Genomic DNA, 18,919 nt, shown 5'->3' with positions numbered 1-18,919 from the left:
CTGCCCTAATGCGGCTATTTTGCACGAGTCATGGCTGGCGACAAGCGGAAAAGTTGGAGTTTTAGAAAAAAATATAGGAGATGCAGGAAATACGCATAGGAAAAGTAGGAAAATTTAGTGGGCAGATGGATTAATCTGCTGAATATTTATGCAAAATGGATAATCCGTAGGCATTAATCCTATTTTTATAACGGCATCGGCTCAAATTCCTATGAACATCGATCAGAAAATAGGATTGCTGCGGACGTGCGAAGGCGCGGCCGAAGCCGCGCCCCGGTGCCGCCCTGGGCTGGGCGTCTATTCGAGGTGGGACTTGATGAACCAGAAGTTCTTGTCCAGATCGCGCGAAAAGGCGGTGAGAATATCGGCGGCGTCGGCATCGCCGGCCTCTTCGGTGGCATCGATGTCCTCGCGGACCTGATTGGCCAGCGCGGCGTAGCGCTCGGCCAGGGCCGCCAGATGATCGTCGATCTTGCGGATGTCGGTGGGATAGGCGGCAAGCGTGCTCGTCTTGGCTACGGATTCCTTGGTGCCCAGGGCAATGCCGTCGAGCTGGGCGATGCGCTCGGCGATGATATCGACATGGTTGTCGAGGTCGACGCGCATGGGATCGAGCATTTCATGAACGGCGATGAAGCCGGGGCCGCGCAAGTTCCAATGGGCCTGTTTGGTGATCAGGGCCAGGTCGATGGCATCGGCGAGCCGGGCATTGAGGATGTCGATGACGGCGGACTTGGCATTGGCCTTGAGGGCGATGGAGGGAAGCTTCATGACAAATATCCTTTGACGCTGTGAGGTGCCGGTATAACCGGCCGGAGACTTGGCGGTTCCCGGAGCGCAAGAGAAAGGGCGCAGCTTCCGAAGGAGGCTGCGCCCTTCGCGTTACCGGGAGGTGCCGGTAAGGGGCTTAGTTGACGGACTTGTCTTCGATGGCGGAGGTGCTGCCATTGACCGGAATGGTCCGCGCCTTCTTGCCCTCGGGCAGTTCGCGCTTCAGATCCAGATGAAGGAGTCCGTTTTCGAGGGTGGCGCCCTGAACCTCGACATAGTCGGCAAGCTGGAAGCGCAGCTCGAAGGCGCGCTCGGCAATGCCGCGATGGAGGAACTCGCGCTTGACCTCGCCGCTCTCGGCCGGCTTGGCGCCCTTGACCACCAGGCTGTTCTCCTTGGTCTCGACGGCGATATCGCCATTGGAGAAGCCGGCTACGGCGATGGAGATGCGATAGGCATCGTCGCCGGTGCGCTCGATATTATAGGGCGGGTAGGTCTTGGCCTCCTGCCCCACAAGGGTATCGAGGCGGTTGAACAGGCGGTCGAAACCGACGGTGGAGCGGTAGAAGGGGGAAAAATCGATGGTCTGCATTTCACATTCTCCTTGAGCAACGTGCGTTCTCGGCGAGCGGACCGGACAAAGCCCCCGAAAGCGGCGGGCATGGCGTCCGGCCGGGGCCGGGTCCCCGGAATTCCGGCGGACAGCATTGATGTAGGTGGCGTTTCGGGTCGTTCAAGAGGGGTTTGCCGAGGACGAACGGCAGATGAACGGCAGATGAACGAACCGCTCCGCTGCGGTTCATGAGCGCGGGGCTAGAACCGGCATGCGAGCGCCGCCCAGACCATTCGAGACGTCGCCCGCAACCCCGCGCGGTCCCTTAACCGCCCCCCGCATGGGGCCGTTCGGACAAGAGAAGCCAGCCACCTTCGGGTTGCCGGCTTCTCTTTTTTTACCCTCTGCCATTATGGTCTGGCGCGCAGTCGAGGACGAGACCGGTCGTGACCATCCAAATCGATCCCCATGGGCCAAGGCTGGCCGTTACCCCTGCCAATCCGGTGCCCGAGGGGGTGCGGGCGGGATATTTCGTCACCTCGGACAAGGTGCGGCTGCGCTACGGGCTCTGGCCCCGGGCGGCCGGGCCGCAGCGCGGCACGGTATGCCTGGTGCAGGGGCGCACCGAATATATCGAGAAATATTTCGAGACCATCGAGGATTTTCGCCAGCGCGGCTTCGCGGTCGCCACTTTCGACTGGCGCGGGCAGGGCGGTTCGGACCGGCTGATCGGCAACGGCACGCTGGGCTATGTGGACCGGTTCGAGGACTACTGGACCGACCTGCGGTGTTTTCATGCCGGGATCCTGTTGCCGGATTGTCCGCCGCCCTTCTATCTGGTGGGCCATTCCATGGGCGGGCTGGCCAGTCTTTACGCGACAACGCGCGACCGCATGATGTTCGACCGGGCTTTCCTGTCGACGCCCATGGTGGGGCTTCACGGCATGGATGCGAGCCTGGGGCGCATGGCGGCGCTGGCCGAGACGCTGAGCTTTGCCGGGCTGGGCCGGCTGCCGCTGGCCCGCAGGGGCGACCGGCGGCCCGAGGCCGCCATGTATCCGGACAATCCGCTGACTTCCGACAGGCGACGCTATCTGCGGATGGTCGAGACCATCGCCGCCGATGACGGGCTCTATATCGGCCCGCCCACCTTCCGCTGGCTGGCCACGGCGATGCGGGCCATGCTGGAGGCGCAGCAGGACCGCTTTGCCGGCCGCATCGGCATTCCGCTGCTGATGCTGGCGGCGGCGCGCGACCGGATCGTCTCCACCCCGGCGATCGAGGAGCTGGGGCTGCGGCTGCGCAATGGACGGCATATGATGATCGCCGGCGCGCGCCATGAGCTGTTCATGGAAAGCGACGCCATACGCGGCCAGGTGCTTGCCGCCTTCGACGCCTTCATCACCCGGCAGAGCCGGTAGGCCCCCTCAGGCGGCGTCGATCAGGGCCAGCGCCTTTTCCAGCAATTGCGGAGTGGCGGCGGCGACGACATTGCCGCCCTTTGTTGGCTCGGAGCCGTCCCAGCAGGCGATGGCCCCGCCAGCTTCGCGGATGATGGGCACCAGGGCGGCGATGTCATAGGTGTTGAGATAGGGTTCGATGACGAGATCGGCCTGCCCGGCGGCGAGCAGGGCGTAGCCATAGCAATCCATGCCGAAGCGCTGCAGGCGCGTCGCCGCCTCCAGCGCCTGCCACTTGGCCGCCAGATCGGGGGTGTCGAAGAGGTTCGGGGTGGTGGTGAAGACGCGGGCCGCCTCGAGTTCGGTCTGGCCGCTGGCGCGATTGACCAGCGCCACCTCGCCGCGCCGATAGAGCGAGCGCCCCGGCAAGGCGAGGAACTCCTCGCCGATAAAGGGCTGGCTCATCAGCCCCGCCACCGCCACGCCGTCGACGGCAAAGCCGATCAGGGTGCCCCAGACCGGGGCGCCGGAGATGAAGGCGCGGGTGCCATCGACCGGATCGATGATCCAGCTATAGCGGCTCTCGCCGCTGGTGCCCCATTCCTCCCCGATAATGGCGTGATCGGGAAAGGCCTCCCCGATGACGGCGCGGATGGCGGTTTCCGCGCCCTTGTCGGCCTCGGTCACCGGATCGAAGCCCGAGGCGAACTTGTTGTCGACGGCCATCGGGGTGCGGAAAAGCGGCAGCGTCCTGGCCGCCGCCGCCGCCGCCGCCGCCAGCAAGGTCGTCTCGATGCGGGCAAAATCGATCTCGGGGGCGAAAGACATATCGGAGAGGTTCCTGAGGTGGCGGGACGAAAGCGGGCGCTGGGCAGTTATATCAAACGCCCGTAAAGTTGAAGATGGAGGCGCCGGGCCGGGCACCGCTGCGGGCTCCATCTCTTTGCCGCTATGGCGCTTTTGGAGGATACAGCCGGGTTTTTCCAGCTCGAAGGCCGTTTCCGGCATGATTCATTTTTGCAACAAGCCGCTTTCGATCTGCTGGGGACAGGCAGAGTCGACTTGTGGGACGGGGCAAATAGGTTCATCCAGAAAGGGCATGATGGTCGCCGGAACGCTGGCGCAGGCGCCGCCTCCGGCAAACATCGTTCCTCCCTTGACTGGGGCCGTCTTTGGGGACGGCCCCTTTTTAGGGGCAGCTGCTTCCTATTCCGCCGCCTTTTGCTGCGGGGCGCCATTGCCCGCCAGGGTCACCAGGTCAAGCCCGATCAGGGTCTGGATCAGCCGATCGAGCAGCGATTTGACGTGCTCGAACCCCTCATGCTTTTGCAGCGTCACCTCGTTCATATAGAGATGACGGCTGATTTCGATCTGCAGGGCGTGAACCCCATGCTGGGGCCGGCCATAGGTGCGGGTGCAGAAGCCGCCGGCATAGGGGCGGTTGCGCGCCACCCGCAGGCCCGCGGCGGCGAAGATCGTTTCCACGAGATCGGCCAGGGGCGCGGCGCAGGTGGTGCCGTAGCGGTCGCCCAGGACGATGTCGGGCGCAGCCCGCTCGCCGTGCCGGCCGATGCGCGGCATGGAATGGCAATCGATGAGGACGGCGACACCGAAACCGGCGATGGCTTCGCTCAGCAGCTTCTGCAGGGCCGCATGATAGGGGTGGTAGATGCCTTCGATGCGCATGCGGGCATCCTCGAGGGTCAGGCGGCCGCGATAGATGGGCTTGTTTTCGGCGACGACCCGCGCCAGCGTGCCCAGGCCTGCGGCGACGCGGGGCGAGGCGGTGTTGAAGCGGTCCGAAAGCGGCTCGACGAACATGGTGGGATCGAGTTCCCAGGGCTCGCGGTTGACGTCGAGATAGGCGCGCGGGAAATGAGCCCGCAGCAGCGGCGCGCCCAGATGGGGCGCGCGCCCGAACAGTTCATCGACGAAGGCGTCTTCGGACTGGCGGATCGAGAGGTGGTCGAGGCGCGCCATCTCCAGGAAGCGCGCCGGATAGACCCGGCCGGAATGGGGCGAGTTGAACACGACCGGCGCCAGCAGCCGTCGTGGCCTGATGGTTTCGAATGCCGGTTGATCCCAATAGTCGGACCGCACGCCTGAGCCCCTGAACGGACGGGCTCCCGGCCCGCCAAGTGATTTGCCGTTCTCAAGTGTCACCCGGCGCGGGCGGCTTGTCCAGTTTGTCACGAAAATGCGCGGCAGGGGGAAAACCGTGTGGGCTTGGGCCGCTAACGGTTGCGAAAGCTGCCAACTGGCATAAACATCCCCTTCACGCGACTCACCTGCCGGACCGGCCCAAGGAGTTTTTGATGAAGCGAATTCTGCTCGCCGAAGACGACAACGACATGCGCCAGTTCCTGACGCGGGCCCTCAAGAATGCCGGCTATGACGTGGTGTCCTTCGACAATGGGCTGTCGGCCTATGAGCGGCTGCGCGAGGAGCCGTTCTCGCTGCTGCTGAGCGATATCGTGATGCCGGAAATGGACGGCATCGAGCTGGCACGCCGCGCCACCGAGCTCGATCCCGACCTCAAGGTGATGTTCATCACCGGCTTTGCCGCCGTGGCGCTCAACCCCGACAGCGACGCCCCCAAGGAAGCCTCGGTGCTCTCCAAGCCCTTCCATCTGAAGGATCTGGTGGGGGAAGTGGAACGGCTGCTGGCGGCCTGAGGGGCGCCGGCAAGACCGATGGAGCCGTCAGGATGCGTGCTGAGATCTCGCTGGCGCGGGGACATTCGCATCCGCTGTCCCAGCCACAAGCTGCTGGGCCGACCGCGCCTATGACGCGGCAAGGCTGCGACTAGCTCGCCGAGCGGCAAGCAAAGCCTGTTATTCCATCCAAGACGCCTATCGCGGGCGAAACCATGCCGACTGGGAAGGAAATCGATCCGTCTTTCTGGCCGGCGGCAGACGCTTCCTCCCAAGGCCGGGATACATGTCGTTTTCCCTATCCTTTTCTGAATCTTCGAAAATTGTGAGTAGACCCGCCTCCGCTCCCTCGCTTAGACTTCCCTTTCCGCCAGCCGGGCGGGAACAAAATCAAGAATATTCTCGGAGGTACAATGAAACTCTTTTCCGTGAAGTCGCTGATGGGCGTAGCAGTCGCTGTCGGCATGATGGCTACGGGAGCCGTCGCGCAGGATATGCAGTTCTTCCGCATTGGTACTGGCGGGACGGCGGGAACCTACTATCCGATCGGCGGGCTGATCGCCAATGCGATCTCCAGCCCCCCTGGTTCCCGCGCCTGCGACGAGGGCGGCTCCTGCGGCGTGCCCGGGTTGATCGCCACCGCCGTTGCGTCCAACGGCTCCGTGGGCAATGTCAACTCGATCAATGGCGGAACCCTGGAATCGGGCTTCAGCCAATCCGACGTCGCCTATTGGGCGCAAACCGGAACCGGACTGTGGGAAGGGGAGCCGGCGGTGGAAAAGCTGCGGCTGATCGCCAATCTCTACCCCGAGTCGATCCATCTGGTCGCCCGCAAGGATGCCGGGATCGCCTCGGTCGCCGATCTCAAGGGCAAGAGGGTTTCGCTCGATGAGCCCGGCTCCGGCACGCTGGTCGATGCGAAGATCATCCTCGAGGCCTTCGGGATGAGCGAGGACGATATCACGGCGGAATATCTCAAGCCCGACCAGGCCGCCGACCGCATGCGTGACGGCGCGATGGATGCCTTCTTCTTCGTGGGCGGCTATCCGGCCGGTGCCATTGCCGAACTGGCCAGCCAGCATGACGTGATCCTGGTGCCGATCACCGGTCCGGAGATCGACGCGATGCGCGCGGACTACAGCTTCTTTGCCACCGACAACTTCCCTGCCGGCACCTATAACGGGCAGGAAGCGGACGTACCGACCATTTCGGTCGGCGCCCAGCTCGTCACTTCGGCCGATCTGTCGGACGATCTGATCTATGGCATCACCCAGTCCATGTTCAACAGCACCACGCAGGCGCTGCTGGGCGCCGGCCATGCCAAGGGCCGCTATATCACGCTGGAAAATGCCGTTCAGGGTGCGGGCATTCCGTTCCACCCCGGCGCCGAGAAGTTCTACAGGGAAGCCGGCGTATTGCAGTAAGGTCTCGGGACTCGACCCAAGGGGGACGCGGACGGGAGGTCTGCGTCCCCTTTTTGAATTGACGGGAAATATCCGAAGAGGGAAGCCATATGAGCGAGGAAACCCGGCATCTGTCCGAAGAGGAACTCAAGCGGCTCGAAGAGCAATATGATCCCGAGGCGCGGTTCCGCACCACGCTGCGGCCGGTGGCGATCCTGGCCGGCGTCATCATGTTCCTGCTCTCGAGCTACCACTTCTATACAGCCGGGTTCGGCATTCCGCGCGCTACCTTGCATCGCGGGGTGCATATGGGCGTCTCGCTTTTTCTGGTTTATCTCAGCTTCGCCGCCTTCAATTCGGGCCGGAACAAGACCACGGGCTTCGTCATTCTCGGCGTACCGGTCACGGACTGGATTTTCGCCCTGGCGGCGGCCGTCAGCGCCTTTTATGTGCCCTATGTCTACGACCAGTTGCAGTTCCGCATCGGCAATCCGAACCAGCTCGACATCATCATGGGCACGGTGCTGCTGGTGGCGCTTCTGGAGGCGGTGCGCCGCTCCATGGGCTGGCCTCTTCCGGTGATCGCGCTGCTGTTCATCGGCTATGCCTATTTCGGACAGTCCATGCCGGGCATATTCATCCACCCCGGCGCCGACTGGGCCGGGATCGTCAATCACCTCTATTTGTCCTCCCAGGGCATTTACGGCACGGCGCTAGGCGTGATCGCCACCTATGTGTTCCATTTCGTGCTGTTTGGCGTGATGGCGCAGAAAATCGGGCTGGGGCAATTGTTCATCGACCTGGCCACCGCGCTCACCGGGCGCTTCTCAGGCGGCCCGGCCAAGGTCTCGGTCATTTCCTCGGCGCTGCTGGGGTCGATTTCGGGTTCCTCGATCGCCAATACCGTGACCACCGGCGCCCTGACCATCCCCGCTATGATCAAGATCGGCTTCAAGCGCCATTTTGCCGCTGCCGTGGAGGCCGCGTCCTCGACCGGGGGGCAGATCACCCCGCCGGTGATGGGCGCCGTCGCCTTCCTGATGGTGGAATATCTGGGCATCCCGCTGCGCACGATCCTCATCGCGGCCATCGTGCCGGCCTTCATGCATTTCTTCGGCGTCCTGGTGCAGGTGCATCTGGAATCCAAGCGCCTGGGCATCAGGGGACTGCGGAAGGAAGAACTGCCCAAGGCCTTCAAGGTGCTTCGTGAAGGCTGGCTCGCCTGCCTGCCGTTGATATTGCTGGTCTGGATGCTGATGTCCGGGCGCACGCCATTCCTCTCCGCCTTCTGGGCCATCGTCGCCTGCATCGTTGTTTATGCGATCCAGCGGGTAATGGCCTCCGGGCTGGTCGAGGGCGCCAAGCAATGGGCTGCGGGCATCTATGACGGCTTCGTTGCCGGCGCGAAGAGCTCGCTTTCGGTGACCGCTGCCGCCGCGTTGGTGGGGGTGGTGATCGGCGTGGTGACGCTGACCGGCGTCGGCTTCAAGATCGCCTTCATGGTGACCGGCGTGGCCCAGGAATGGGCGGGCTCGGTGCACGGCTTCCTGTCCTTCCTGCCGTTCGAAGTGTTCAGCATGCAGACATTGGCTCTGCTGTTCACCCTGATCATGACCGGCGTGGTCTGCATCCTCATGGGGTGCGGCATCCCCACGACCGCCAATTACATCATCATGGTCGCGGTGGCCGCGCCGGTTCTGGCCATGATGAATGTCGAGCCGCTGGTGGCGCATTTCTTCGTCTTCTACTACGGCGTGCTGGCAGATGTGACGCCGCCGGTGGCCCTGGCGGCTTATGCCGCCTCGGGCATTGCCGGGGCGAATGCGTTCAAGGCGGGCAACACCGCCTTCCGCCTCTCCATGGGCAAGGCCCTGGTGCCGTTCATGTTCGTCTTCTCGCCCTCGCTTTTGTTGGTGACGGACGACTTCACCCTTAGCGCCTTTCTCTTGGCCTTCACCGGGGCGGTCCTGGGAATTCTCTCCCTTTCCGCCGCGATCACCAACTGGTTGAGAGGACCCCTGATGGCCATAGAGCGGGTGTTGCTCACCCTCGCTGCTTTTCTGATGATCGCGCCAGAACTGATCTCCACGCTGATCGGCGCGGCACTTCTTGGCGGGGTCACATTGCGGCAAGTACTAGCGAGCCGGAATGCAGCCGCTGCGCAGATGGGGCCGGCCTGAGCATTGCTGCTCGGCTGTGGCTATGGAGCACAACTGAACCACCAATATTCTGCTAAGTCATTGAAATAAATGGTGGGTGCGACAGGGATTGAACCTGTGACCCCTGCCGTGTGAAGGCAGTGCTCTCCCGCTGAGCTACGCACCCGCTGCGCAAGGGCAGGGAAGAGAGATGGTGGGCGTGACAAGGATCGAACTTGTGACCCCTACGATGTCAACGTAGTGCTCTCCCGCTGAGCTACACGCCCATCTCTCCGGGACGGAAGGCGTATCGCCGGTCCGGTGGCGCGGATAGACCATAAAAGGGTCGGGGCGGTCAAGTGGGTATCGGGCGACTGTGGATGGCAAGATGCGGGGGATCGGCGCAATGTGATGGTCCGGCGCTGGGATCGGCGGGCGATTCCGCCTATATGCAGGTGGAAACCGGTGGACAAAGGAGCGATGCAATGGATGCCCATGCCTTTTCTGTGACCCGCACCGAAGCGGAATGGCGTTCGAGGCTGACGCCGGAGCAATATCGCGTCATGCGCGATCATGGCACGGAACCGCCGGGAAGCTGCGCGCTGCTGCACGAGACGCGGGAGGGAAGCTTTTCCTGCGCCGGCTGCGATACGCCGCTTTTCGCCTCGACGCTGAAATTCGAGAGCGGCACCGGCTGGCCCAGCTTCAACGATCCCATTCCCGGATCGGTGGAAACCTCGACGGACCGCTCCTTCGGCATGGTCCGCACCGAGGTGCACTGCGCGACCTGCGGCAGCCATCTGGGCCATGTCTTTCCCGATGGTCCGCCGCCCACGGGTCTGCGCTATTGCATCAACGGGGTGGCGCTCAGCTTCACGCCCAAGGCCTGATCCCCGTCCAGGGCTTGATGCGTCTCAGCTTCCCCGCGGCTTGGCCCGGCTGGTGGCGGGGGCGCGGAGGGGGTCGTCCGGCCAGGGATGGCGCGGATAGCGGCCCTTGAGGTCTTTGGCGACATCCTTCCAGGAGCCGCGCCAGAAGCCGGGCAGGTCGCGCGTGGTCTGGATGGGACGGTGGGCAGGCGAGAGCAGCACCAGCAGCAGCTTCACCCGGCCATCGGCGATGGTGGGGTGGCGGTCGAGCCCGAACAGTTCCTGCACGCGGATTTCGAGGGACGGGCCGTTCTCGGCGCCGTAATCGATCGGCAGATTATTGCCCGATGGGGCGCGGAAATGGCTGGGCAGCAGGCGGTCGAGTTCCTGCCGCCGCGGCCAGGGCAGGATGGTGTCGAGCGCCGCGCCCAGATGCGTTGCGCCAATGGCCGCCAGACGGGTCTCCCCGAACAGATGCGGCGCCAGCCAGCCGGGATCGGCGGCGAGTGCGGCGTCGGAAAGATCGGGCCAATCGGCGCCGAGGGTCCGGTGCAGCCAGGTGGCGCGGGCGCGCAGGGCTTTCTGCTCCCGGCTCCAGGGCAGCGTCTCGGGGCGCTTGAGCGCGGCCTCGGCCAGCAGGGTGGCGGCTTCTTCGAGATCGGTGACGGGGGCGGTGTCGTCGGCCAGGCGCAGGGCGTCGAGCCGGCGTTGGCGGCGGGCACGGATGGAGCCGGTCGCAGCGTCGAAAGCGAGACTGGTACGGCTGGCGATATGCGGGCCGAAGAGCGTTTCCAGCTCCGCCGCTTCGAGCGCGGCGGCGGAGCGGATATGGGCGGTGGCGGCGCTGCCGGTCAGGTCGGCGACGACGAGAAAGGGCGCGTCGGCCAGAGCATGGCCGTCCTCGATCCGCGCCTGGCGGCCATTGGCGAGGCGGAAGCGGCCGCGCGGTCCGGCAGGCTGGGCGAGGCGATCGGGGAAGGCGCGGGCGAGATGATGGCCGGGCGACAGCGCCTCGCCGCGCTTGCCGCCCGCCAGACCGGCCCAGCGCCTGGCGAGATCGCGCGCGCTCCCGGCACGCTGCGAACGGTCGGCGCGGAAGCGCTCGAGCCGGTGGGCCAGGTCGATGTCGGTGCCGCCCAGGCCGCGCTCGCCGATGAGCATGGCCAGTTCCGCCGCCGTCTGCGCATCGCCCTCGGCCGCCCCGGCCAGCACCATATGGGCGAGGCGCGGATGCAGCGGCAGGCGCGAAAGCGCCTTGCCCGCCTCGGTCAACCTTCCGCTTTCGTCGATGGCCTCGAGCCGGGTCAGCAGGGCCTTGGCCTCGGCCCAGGCAGGAGCGGGCGGGGGATCGGGAAAGGCCAGCGCCCGGGGATCGGAAACGCCCCAGGCGGCCAGGTCGAGCACGAGCCCGGAGAGATCGGCGGCGAGGATTTCCGGCGTGTCGAAGGGCGCCAGCGCGGCGGTCTGGCCTTCGTGCCAGAGTCGGATGCAGACGCCCGGGCTGGTGCGTCCGGCGCGGCCGCGGCGCTGATCGGCGCCGGCGCGCGAAACGCGGCTCGTGGCGAGGCGGGTAAGGCCCGTCGCCGGTTCGAAGACCGGGATGCGGCGCAATCCGCTGTCGATGACGATGCGAACGCCCTCGATGGTGAGCGAGGTTTCGGCGATGGCGGTGGCCAGCACGATCTTGCGGCGGCCGGGCGGCGCCGGCCGGATGGCCGCGTCCTGCTCGGCCGGGGTCAATTGCCCGTAGAGCGGGGCGAGATCGGTGTCGGGCGGCAGGCTCGCGGCCAGGCGCTCGGCGGTGCGGGTGATTTCGCCCTGGCCGGGCAGGAAGACCAGGGCCGAGCCATCATGCTGGCGGAGGGCCTGCAGCGTCGCTGCGGCGACCTGGTCCTCGAGGCGGGCCAGGGGATCGGGTTCGCGATAAAACGTTTCCACCGGGAAGCTGCGCCCCGGGCTGTCGATGACCGGCGCGCCCCCGAGCAGGGTGCCGGCGCGGGCGCCGTCGATCGTGGCCGACATGACGAGAATGCGCAGATCGGGCCGCAGCGCGCGCGCGTCGAGCGTCAGCGCCAGCCCCAGATCGGCGTCGAGGCTGCGTTCGTGAAACTCGTCGAACAGCACGGCGGCGATGCCGTGCAGCTCGGGATCGTCGAGCAGCATGCGCGTATAGACGCCCTCGGTCACCACTTCGATGCGGGTGCGGGCGGAAACCCGGCTTTCCATGCGCACGCGATAGCCGATTGTCTGGCCGACCTCCTCGCCCAGCAGTCGGGCCATCTGACGCGCCGCGGCGCGGGCGGCGAGGCGACGCGGCTCGAGCACGACGATGCGGCCATCGCCCCGCCAGGGCGCGTCGAGCAGCGCCAGGGGCACGCGCGTGGTCTTGCCGGCGCCGGGCTGGGCGACGAGCACGGCGCCGGTGCCGGCGGCCAATGCATCGGCCAGCGCCGGCAGCGCGGCATCGATGGGCAGGGCAGGCCAGGGCTGGGACATGGAGCAGGGCATAACCGTTTCGGGGGGCGCAGGGCAACGCAGTTCTCGATGCCGGCGTTATGGTTCATGGAGATCGGCAGGTGAGCGGCAGGAAGAAGGGCGAAATCAGGATCGGCGTTTCAGGCTGGACCTATCGTCCCTGGCGCGGAAATTTCTATCCAAAGGGGCTGGTGCAGAGAAACGAGTTGCGCTTTGCCGCTTCCCGGTTCAATGCGCTGGAGATCAACGGCACCTTTTACAGGTTGCAGACGCCGGCCGCCTACCGGCGCTGGGCGGCGGAAACGCCGGAAGGTTTCGTGTTCGCCGTCAAGGGCTCGCGCTACCTCACCCATATGCTGCGGCTCGAGCGCCCCGAAACGGCCCTGGCCAATTTCTTCGCCTCGGGGCCCTTGGTATTGGGCGACAGGCTGGGGCCGGTGCTGTGGCAGTTCCCGGCCTCCTTCCGGTTCGACGCCGACCGTATCGAGGCGTTTTTCCGCTTGCTGCCGCGCGATAGCACGGAGGCGGCGGAGCTGGCGCGGAAACATGACGACCGGTTGCGCGCCCGCGCCGACTACGGCGATGGCGGCCGGCGGAGATTGCGGCATGCCATGGAGATCCGGCATGAGAGCTTTCGCGACCCGGCATTCATCGCGCTGTTGCGCAAATATGGGGTGGCCCTGGTCTGCGCCGATACGGTGGACTGGCCGTTGCTGATGGATGTGACCGCCGACTTTGTTTATTGCCGGCTGCACGGCTCGGCCGAACTCTATAAATCCGGCTATGCGGGCCGGGAGCTCGACCGCTGGGCGCGGCGGGTGGGCCACTGGTCGCGCGGCGCCGCCACCGACGGTCATTTCGTCACCGGGCCGACGCAGGACGGCAGGCCGCGCGATGTCTTCGTGTTCTTCGACAATACCGACAAGCTGATGGCGCCCGGCGATGCGCAGGGCCTGATGGAACGGCTCGACATCCGGTGGGATGCGGAGGCGGGCCGCCCGGCGCATTGAGGACTTGTTCACCGCAGCCCTACGGGCGGGTTCTCCAAATGCGCGGGAACGACTAGGGTGCGCTGCCCCAGAATGCAACCGCCGGAGAGGCGCCATGCAACTCACCCGCATCGCCAACGACCAGATTACCGTGGACATCGCCGCTCTGGGCGCGGAAATGCAGTCGATCCAGACCCGCGACGGGCGGCACTGGCTCTGGCATGGCGACGCCACCTTCTGGACCGGCCGCTCGCCGGTCCTGTTCCCCATGGTGGGGCGGGCGCCGAACGACAGCGTCAGCATCGAGGGAAGGCGCTACCAGATGAGCCAGCACGGCTTCGCGCGGCGCAGCAATTTCGCCCTGCTGGTGGAGGAATCGGATCGCTGCGTCTACCGGCTCGAAGCCTCCGAGGCGAGCCGGGCCATGTATCCTTTCGATTTCCAGCTCGATATCGAGCACAAGGTGGAGGGGAGCGCCGTATCGGTGAGCGCGTGGGTGACCAATCGCGACAGCCGGGTCATGCCTTTCGGCATCGGTTTTCATCCCGCCTTCGCCTGGCCGCTGCCGGGAGCGGGGGCTGCGGCGCATCGCGTCATCCTCGACAATGGCGGCGAGCCGGCCCTGCACCGGCTCTCGGGCGGGCTGGTGGAGACCCGGGCGCTGGCGTCGCCGTTCCGCAAGGGCCGCCTCGAGCTCGACCATGGCCTGTTCGAAGCCGATGCCATGATCTTTCCCCAAGGCGCCGGCGCCGGTCTCGTCTATGGACCCGAGGAGGGGCCGCAAGTGCATTTCACCTGGGACAATCTGCCCAATTTCGCGCTCTGGAGCCGGCCGGGAGCGGGCTATATCTGCTTCGAGCCCTGGCATGGCACGGCGGCGGAAGTGGGCGGGTCGGACGATCTGGCCGAGCGGCCCTATTCGGAACTGCTGGGGCCGGGCGCGACGGGACGCTACGGTTTCCGTGCCGAATTGCGGGGCTGAGGCCGCTCGCCCGGCTATTCCGCCGCGCCGCGCTCATCGCTCAGCATGTCGGGTCCCTCGGGATCGCCGGGTGCGGTCTCGACGCTCAGATCGGGGAAGGCGGCGATGCGCTGGCCACGGAAATCAGTCCGCAGCACGACGAGGCCGCGTTCCTCGAACCAGGTGAGCAGGCGCCGGGCGCGGCTGGCCGAGTGGGTGCCGTAAAGGCGGGCCAGGGTGGCGTCGGAGGGGCAGGGGCCGCCGGACAGCGCGGCCTGGGCGACGACCAGGAAGACGCCCTGCACGTCGTCGGTGAGGGTCTCGGACAGGGCAAGGGCCTGCTGCCAGCCGCCCGAGGCGGCGACCTGTTCATCCGGTGCGGCGCGGGCGACGGCGAGCAGGCGCCTGAAGGCCGGCAAGGCCGGAGGCTCGCCGGGGACGCGGCGGATGCGGCAGCGGACCAGGAAATCCTGATAGAGCACGGCGGTGGTGCGGAAGCCGGCATCGGGATCGCCCAGCAGTTCGGCCATCACCGCAGCGATCAGTTCCTCGCGCTCGGCCTCGTCGATTTCGGGAAAGAGCGAGGTGGGTTCGGCCGGCGCCTCGGCGCGGGCCTTGGCCAGTTGCGCCAGCAATTCATTGGTGGAGGGCGGCGGAGGCGGCGTCGGCCGGCGCGGCAGGGGCCGCGCCAGTTCCTCGGGGTCCATGGTGAAGATGAGGTCGGCGGCGTCGGCCGGTGCTTCGGGCAGCGGGGTCAGCTTGGGACTGGTGGAGCGGGCCGAGGTTTCCACCGGCCCGATGGTGACCGGCAGGGGACGGCGGGAAATGGCCGGGCCCAGGGCGACGAAATGGCCGCGCTCGAGGTCGCGGAACTGCTCGGCCTGGCGGCGGTCCATGCCCAGCAGGTCGGCGGCGCGGGCCATGTCGATATCGAGGAAGGTGCGGCCCATGAGGAAGTTGGAGGCTTCCGCCGCAACGTTCTTGGCCAGCTTGGCGAGGCGCTGGGTGGCGATGACGCCGGCAAGGCCCCTTTTGCGGCCGCGGCACATCAGATTGGTCATGGCGCCGAGCGATAGCTTGCGGGCCTCGTCCGAGACTTCGCCGGCGGCGGCCGGAGCGAAAAGCTGGGCTTCGTCCACGACCACCAGCACCGGATACCAGTAATCGCGGTCGGCATCGAACATGCCGCCCAGAAAGGCGGCGGCGGCGCGCATCTGCTGTTCGACGTCCAGCCCTTCGAGATTGAGCACGACCGAGACGCGGTGCTGGCGCACGCGGGCGGCGATGCGGGTCAATTCGTTCTCGGTGCGGGCGGCATCGACGACGAGGTGGCCGTAACGCTCCGACAACGTTACGAAATCGCCCTCGGGATCGATGACGCATTGCTGTACCCAGCGCGCCGATTGTTCGAGCAGGCGGCGCAGGAGATGGGATTTTCCCGAGCCGGAATTGCCCTGAACGAGCAGGCGTGTGGCCAGCAGTTCCTCCAGATCCATGCGGGCGGTGCCGGTTCCCCGGCCTTCTCCCATATCGATGGCGACCTGCATTGTTTCCCCGGTTGGACGTGTCGCATCCCGAAGGAAAGGCGAAGGCACGGTTGTGATTGATCAGCGCATGGTTAGCACGAACCGTTACCGATTCGGGGCAGTGGGGACAAAGAGGTTCACAGGCATCACTCCGGCTTGCGTGCGATGACGAAGAGCGCGGATTTTGCATCGGGCCGCCAGCGATGCTCAATGGCAAAGCCGGCAGCGGTAATGGCCCCGGTCAACTCGGTCGCGTCCATGACGTCGAGATAGGGCAGCAGGCCCAATCGATTGGTGAGGGGCGTGATCCAGCCCAGCAGGGGCGTGGCCTCGCGGATGCAGGCGGTGCTGGAGACGAAAAAGCCGCCCGGCCGCAGGGCCGCGAACACCTTGGCGATCACCGCCTCCTTGTCGCGCAGCAAATGCAGGATGGAAAGGCCCAGCACCATGTCGAGGCTTTCCGGGACGAGCGCGATATTCTCGATATCGCCCTGTTCGAAGGTGATATTGCCGATGCCGGCCTCTGCGGCCCGGGCGCGGGCGAAGTCGAGCATACGGTTGGAAAAATCGACGGCGCGGATATGGCGGACATAGGATGCGTGGATCACGGCGGTGGAGCCGGTGCCGCAGCCGAATTCGAACAGTTCCATGTCCGGCCGCAGGCGGTGGCGGGTCTCGGCCAGCTTGACCTGATAGGCGTTTTCATCGGCCACGGGCTGGGCGGCGTAGCGGCTGGCGATGGCGTTCCAGAAAGTGCTGGCGGCCATGGTGGAACTCCTTGCGAACGGACGAAGGATAGCGCTGCGCCGCATCAATGGAAATTGCCTATGCAGGCAGATTGCTTATACAAGAACGCATGGATAGGGATGCCGACCGGATCGACTGGAACCAGCTTCGCGCCTTTCTCGCCACGGTCGAGGCCGGCTCGCTTTCTGGTGCTGCAAGGCGCCTGGGGCTGACCCAGCCTACCTTGGGCCGGCAGGTCGCCGCGCTCGAAGCGGCCTTGCAGGTGACGCTCTTCGAACGCGTCGGGCGCAGCCTCAGCCTGACGCAGGCAGGCCGGGACATGCTGGCACCGCTGCACGCCATGAACGAGGCGGTCGAGCTTGTGTCGCTTCTGGCGTCGCGCCAATCCCAGTCGGTCGAGGGGCTGGTGCGGATCACCGCCAGCGACGTCTATGCCCGGCACGTCCTGCCGCCGGTTCTGGCTAGGTTGCGGCGGGAAGCGCCCGGGATCGTGATCGACGTGGTGGCCTCAAACGAGGTGGAAGATCTGATGCGCCGACGGGCCGATATCGCCATCCGCCACGTGCCGCCGCGCGAGGCCGAACTCATCGCCCGGCGCTGCCCCGACAGTTCGGCGCGGCTCTATGCGACCCCGGCCTATCTCGAAAGCGTAGGCCGGCCTGCAACGTCGCAGGCGCTGGCCCTGGCCGACTTTATCGGCTTCAGCGAAAGCGTCGACGTGCTGCTGGGTGAGTTGCGCCGGCACGGCCTGCCGCTGGGGAAGAAGAATTTCCCTATTCTCTCCAATAGCGGGCTGGTCGCCTGGGATCTGGTACGGCGGGGCATGGGAATCGGCATCATGATGGACGTGGTGGCCCGCCGAACGCCCGAGGTGGTGGATGCCTGGCCCGACTTCTCAGGCGTGCCGGTGCCGACCTGGCTGGCCACGCATCGGGAGCTGCGCACCAGCGCCCGTATCCGCCTCGTCTTCGACGTGCTGGCCGACTGTCTTTTGCATCCCGCCGGGGCGGACGACAATTGACACCGGCAGGCGAATGTTCAATCTTGTATGGAAGATTGAACCGGCTGGTTCAGGCCCCCTCAACACCAGACGTCAGACCTTTACCAAATGAAATATGCAATCGTCGGCACAGGTGGCCGGCACCAGATGTTCCGCGACGCCGTTACCCAGACCCACGCCGAAACGGCGGAGCTGGTGGCCCTGTGTGACGTCAATCAGAGCCGGCTGGCGCTGTCGGCCGGAAAGGTTCCCCAACGCGGCGGCAATGGCGTCGCCACCTATCTGGCCGAGGATTTCGACCAGATGCTGGCCGAGCAGCAGCCGGATACGGTGATCGTCACGGTGCCGGACTATCTGCACGACGAATATATCGTGCGCGCGCTCCGGGCCGGCAAGGACGTGATGACCGAAAAGCCGATGACCATCGACCTGGCCCGGCTCAAGCGCATCATCGACGTGCAGCGCGAAACCGGCAGGAAGGTCACCGTCACCTTCAACTACCGCTATTCGCCGGCCCGCACCCAGCTCAAGGAAATCCTGATGAGCGGCACGATCGGGGAGATCACCGCCATCGATTTCCGCTGGTATCTGGACCGGGTGCACGGGGCCGACTATTTCCGTCGCTGGCACCGCTACAAGGACAAGTCGGGCGGCTTGCTGGTGCATAAGTCGACGCACCATTTCGACCTGCTCAACTGGTGGGTGGCGTCCACCCCCAAAACCGTTTCGGCGACCGGCAAGCTGGATTTCTATACGCCGGAAATGGCCGTAAAGCTCGGCCTCGAGGGTCATGGCGAGCGCTGCCATACCTGCCCGGTGGCCGACCGATGCGCCTTCCGCATGGACCTTGAGGCGGACGAGCCGCTCAAGGCGCTCTATCTCGATGCCGAGGAGGATGACGGCTATTGGCGCGACAAATGCGTCTTCGCCGAGGACATCACCATCGAGGATACCATGCAGGTGCAGGCCCAATATGCCTCGGGCGCCTCGCTCAACTATACGCTCGTGGCCTATTCCCCCTGGGAGGGTCTGGAGGTGAAATTCCATGGCACCAAGGGCGAATTGACGCACAAGCATATCGAGGTGCATGGCGTGTTCGCCGGCGGCTTCCGCGAACGGGGCGGCGAGGAAGGGGTCGAGGCCATCACCACCGAACTGCACTTGGCCGGCGAGTTGCCCAGGAAGATCGATGTCTGGACCGGCAAGGGCAGCCATGGCGGCGCCGACCCGATCATGCTGGGTTATCTGTTCGATCCCAACGGCATGCCGGAAGACAAATATGGCCGCGCCTCGGATCAGGTGGCGGGGGCCTGGTCGATCCTGACCGGGATCGCCGCCAACCGGTCCATCGCCCAGAACGGCGCGCGGATCGAAATCGACAGGATGCTCGAGGAAGCGGGGATCACGCTTTAGCGCAAAAATCCTGTGGACTG

Annotated in this window: 16 protein-coding genes and 2 tRNA genes; 9 read left to right on the top strand and 9 right to left on the bottom strand. The window is 65.6% G+C overall.

The window, feature by feature from the left end; all coding sequences use genetic code 11:
- Positions 1–297: 297 nt before the first annotated feature.
- Complete coding sequence (gene dps, locus ACFOOL_RS03655; protein WP_380094950.1) at positions 298–771, bottom strand: DNA starvation/stationary phase protection protein Dps; 474 nt, start codon at positions 769–771, stop codon at positions 298–300.
- A gap of 136 nt (positions 772–907) precedes the next feature.
- Positions 908–1,363: an Hsp20 family protein gene (locus tag ACFOOL_RS03650; protein WP_380094949.1), complete on the bottom strand. Its 456-nt coding sequence runs from the start codon at positions 1,361–1,363 to the stop codon at positions 908–910.
- A gap of 407 nt (positions 1,364–1,770) precedes the next feature.
- Between ACFOOL_RS03650 and ACFOOL_RS03645 the strand changes: the two genes are divergently transcribed.
- Entirely contained in the window at positions 1,771–2,745 is a 975-nt protein-coding gene (locus ACFOOL_RS03645; RefSeq protein ID WP_380094948.1) for an alpha/beta fold hydrolase, read from the top strand.
- A gap of 6 nt (positions 2,746–2,751) precedes the next feature.
- Here the strand turns inward: ACFOOL_RS03645 and ACFOOL_RS03640 are convergent, their stop codons facing one another.
- The gene (locus ACFOOL_RS03640; RefSeq protein ID WP_380094946.1) at positions 2,752–3,552 is read right to left on the bottom strand and encodes an inositol monophosphatase family protein; all 801 of its coding nucleotides are present in this window, start codon (positions 3,550–3,552) and stop codon (positions 2,752–2,754) included.
- A gap of 378 nt (positions 3,553–3,930) precedes the next feature.
- The gene (locus ACFOOL_RS03635) at positions 3,931–4,824 is read right to left on the bottom strand and encodes an N-formylglutamate amidohydrolase (protein WP_380094944.1); all 894 of its coding nucleotides are present in this window, start codon (positions 4,822–4,824) and stop codon (positions 3,931–3,933) included.
- A 215-nt stretch (positions 4,825–5,039) separates the two neighbouring features.
- Here ACFOOL_RS03635 and cpdR point away from each other — a divergent pair, with 215 nt between their 5' ends.
- From cpdR to ACFOOL_RS03620, 3 genes are all read left to right on the top strand, one after another.
- The gene (gene cpdR / locus ACFOOL_RS03630) at positions 5,040–5,399 is read left to right on the top strand and encodes a cell cycle two-component system response regulator CpdR (RefSeq protein WP_380094942.1); all 360 of its coding nucleotides are present in this window, start codon (positions 5,040–5,042) and stop codon (positions 5,397–5,399) included.
- Between the two features lie 392 nt (positions 5,400–5,791).
- On the top strand, positions 5,792–6,802 hold the full coding sequence (locus ACFOOL_RS03625) for a TAXI family TRAP transporter solute-binding subunit (protein WP_380094941.1): 1,011 nt from the start codon (positions 5,792–5,794) through the stop codon (positions 6,800–6,802).
- An 89-nt stretch (positions 6,803–6,891) separates the two neighbouring features.
- Positions 6,892–8,961 carry a TRAP transporter permease gene (locus tag ACFOOL_RS03620; protein WP_380094940.1) on the top strand — a complete coding sequence of 690 codons (2,070 nt, stop codon included), beginning with the start codon at positions 6,892–6,894 and terminating at the stop codon, positions 8,959–8,961.
- 70 nt (positions 8,962–9,031) lie between these two features.
- Here the strand turns inward: ACFOOL_RS03620 and ACFOOL_RS03615 are convergent.
- Both ACFOOL_RS03615 and ACFOOL_RS03610 read right to left on the bottom strand, forming a co-directional pair.
- Positions 9,032–9,106: transfer RNA gene (locus ACFOOL_RS03615), tRNA-Val, on the bottom strand.
- A gap of 25 nt (positions 9,107–9,131) precedes the next feature.
- Positions 9,132–9,206: transfer RNA gene (locus tag ACFOOL_RS03610), tRNA-Val, on the bottom strand.
- A 198-nt stretch (positions 9,207–9,404) separates the two neighbouring features.
- Here ACFOOL_RS03610 and msrB point away from each other — a divergent pair.
- Positions 9,405–9,809, top strand: coding sequence for a peptide-methionine (R)-S-oxide reductase MsrB (msrB, locus tag ACFOOL_RS03605; RefSeq protein WP_380094938.1), 405 nt, complete (start codon positions 9,405–9,407; stop codon positions 9,807–9,809).
- 24 nt (positions 9,810–9,833) lie between these two features.
- Here the strand turns inward: msrB and hrpB are convergent, their stop codons facing one another.
- Complete coding sequence (gene hrpB / locus ACFOOL_RS03600; protein ID WP_380094936.1) at positions 9,834–12,284, bottom strand: ATP-dependent helicase HrpB; 2,451 nt, start codon at positions 12,282–12,284, stop codon at positions 9,834–9,836.
- An 80-nt stretch (positions 12,285–12,364) separates the two neighbouring features.
- Here hrpB and ACFOOL_RS03595 point away from each other — a divergent pair, with 80 nt between their 5' ends.
- The gene (locus ACFOOL_RS03595; RefSeq protein ID WP_380094934.1) at positions 12,365–13,273 is read left to right on the top strand and encodes a DUF72 domain-containing protein; all 909 of its coding nucleotides are present in this window, start codon (positions 12,365–12,367) and stop codon (positions 13,271–13,273) included.
- Positions 13,274–13,367: 94 nt separating this feature from the next.
- The gene (locus ACFOOL_RS03590) at positions 13,368–14,234 is read left to right on the top strand and encodes an aldose 1-epimerase family protein (protein WP_380094931.1); all 867 of its coding nucleotides are present in this window, start codon (positions 13,368–13,370) and stop codon (positions 14,232–14,234) included.
- Positions 14,235–14,248: 14 nt separating this feature from the next.
- Here ACFOOL_RS03590 and ACFOOL_RS03585 read toward each other — a convergent pair whose 3' ends face one another.
- On the bottom strand, positions 14,249–15,760 hold the full coding sequence (locus ACFOOL_RS03585) for a helicase HerA domain-containing protein (protein ID WP_380094928.1): 1,512 nt from the start codon (positions 15,758–15,760) through the stop codon (positions 14,249–14,251).
- Positions 15,761–15,885: 125 nt separating this feature from the next.
- Positions 15,886–16,506 carry a class I SAM-dependent methyltransferase gene (locus ACFOOL_RS03580; RefSeq protein ID WP_380094926.1) on the bottom strand — a complete coding sequence of 207 codons (621 nt, stop codon included), beginning with the start codon at positions 16,504–16,506 and terminating at the stop codon, positions 15,886–15,888.
- Positions 16,507–16,595: 89 nt separating this feature from the next.
- On the opposite strand from ACFOOL_RS03580, the gene ACFOOL_RS03575 reads away from it, so the two are divergent.
- Both ACFOOL_RS03575 and ACFOOL_RS03570 read left to right on the top strand, forming a co-directional pair.
- Entirely contained in the window at positions 16,596–17,507 is a 912-nt protein-coding gene (locus ACFOOL_RS03575; RefSeq protein WP_380094924.1) for a LysR family transcriptional regulator, read from the top strand.
- Between the two features lie 87 nt (positions 17,508–17,594).
- The gene (locus ACFOOL_RS03570) at positions 17,595–18,899 is read left to right on the top strand and encodes a Gfo/Idh/MocA family protein (RefSeq protein ID WP_380094921.1); all 1,305 of its coding nucleotides are present in this window, start codon (positions 17,595–17,597) and stop codon (positions 18,897–18,899) included.
- Positions 18,900–18,919 lie beyond the last annotated feature (20 nt).

The organism is Devosia honganensis, from assembly GCF_042648785.1.
GTDB lineage: Bacteria > Pseudomonadota > Alphaproteobacteria > Rhizobiales > Devosiaceae > Devosia > Devosia honganensis.
This window is presented reverse-complemented; position numbering and strand designations above follow the sequence as displayed.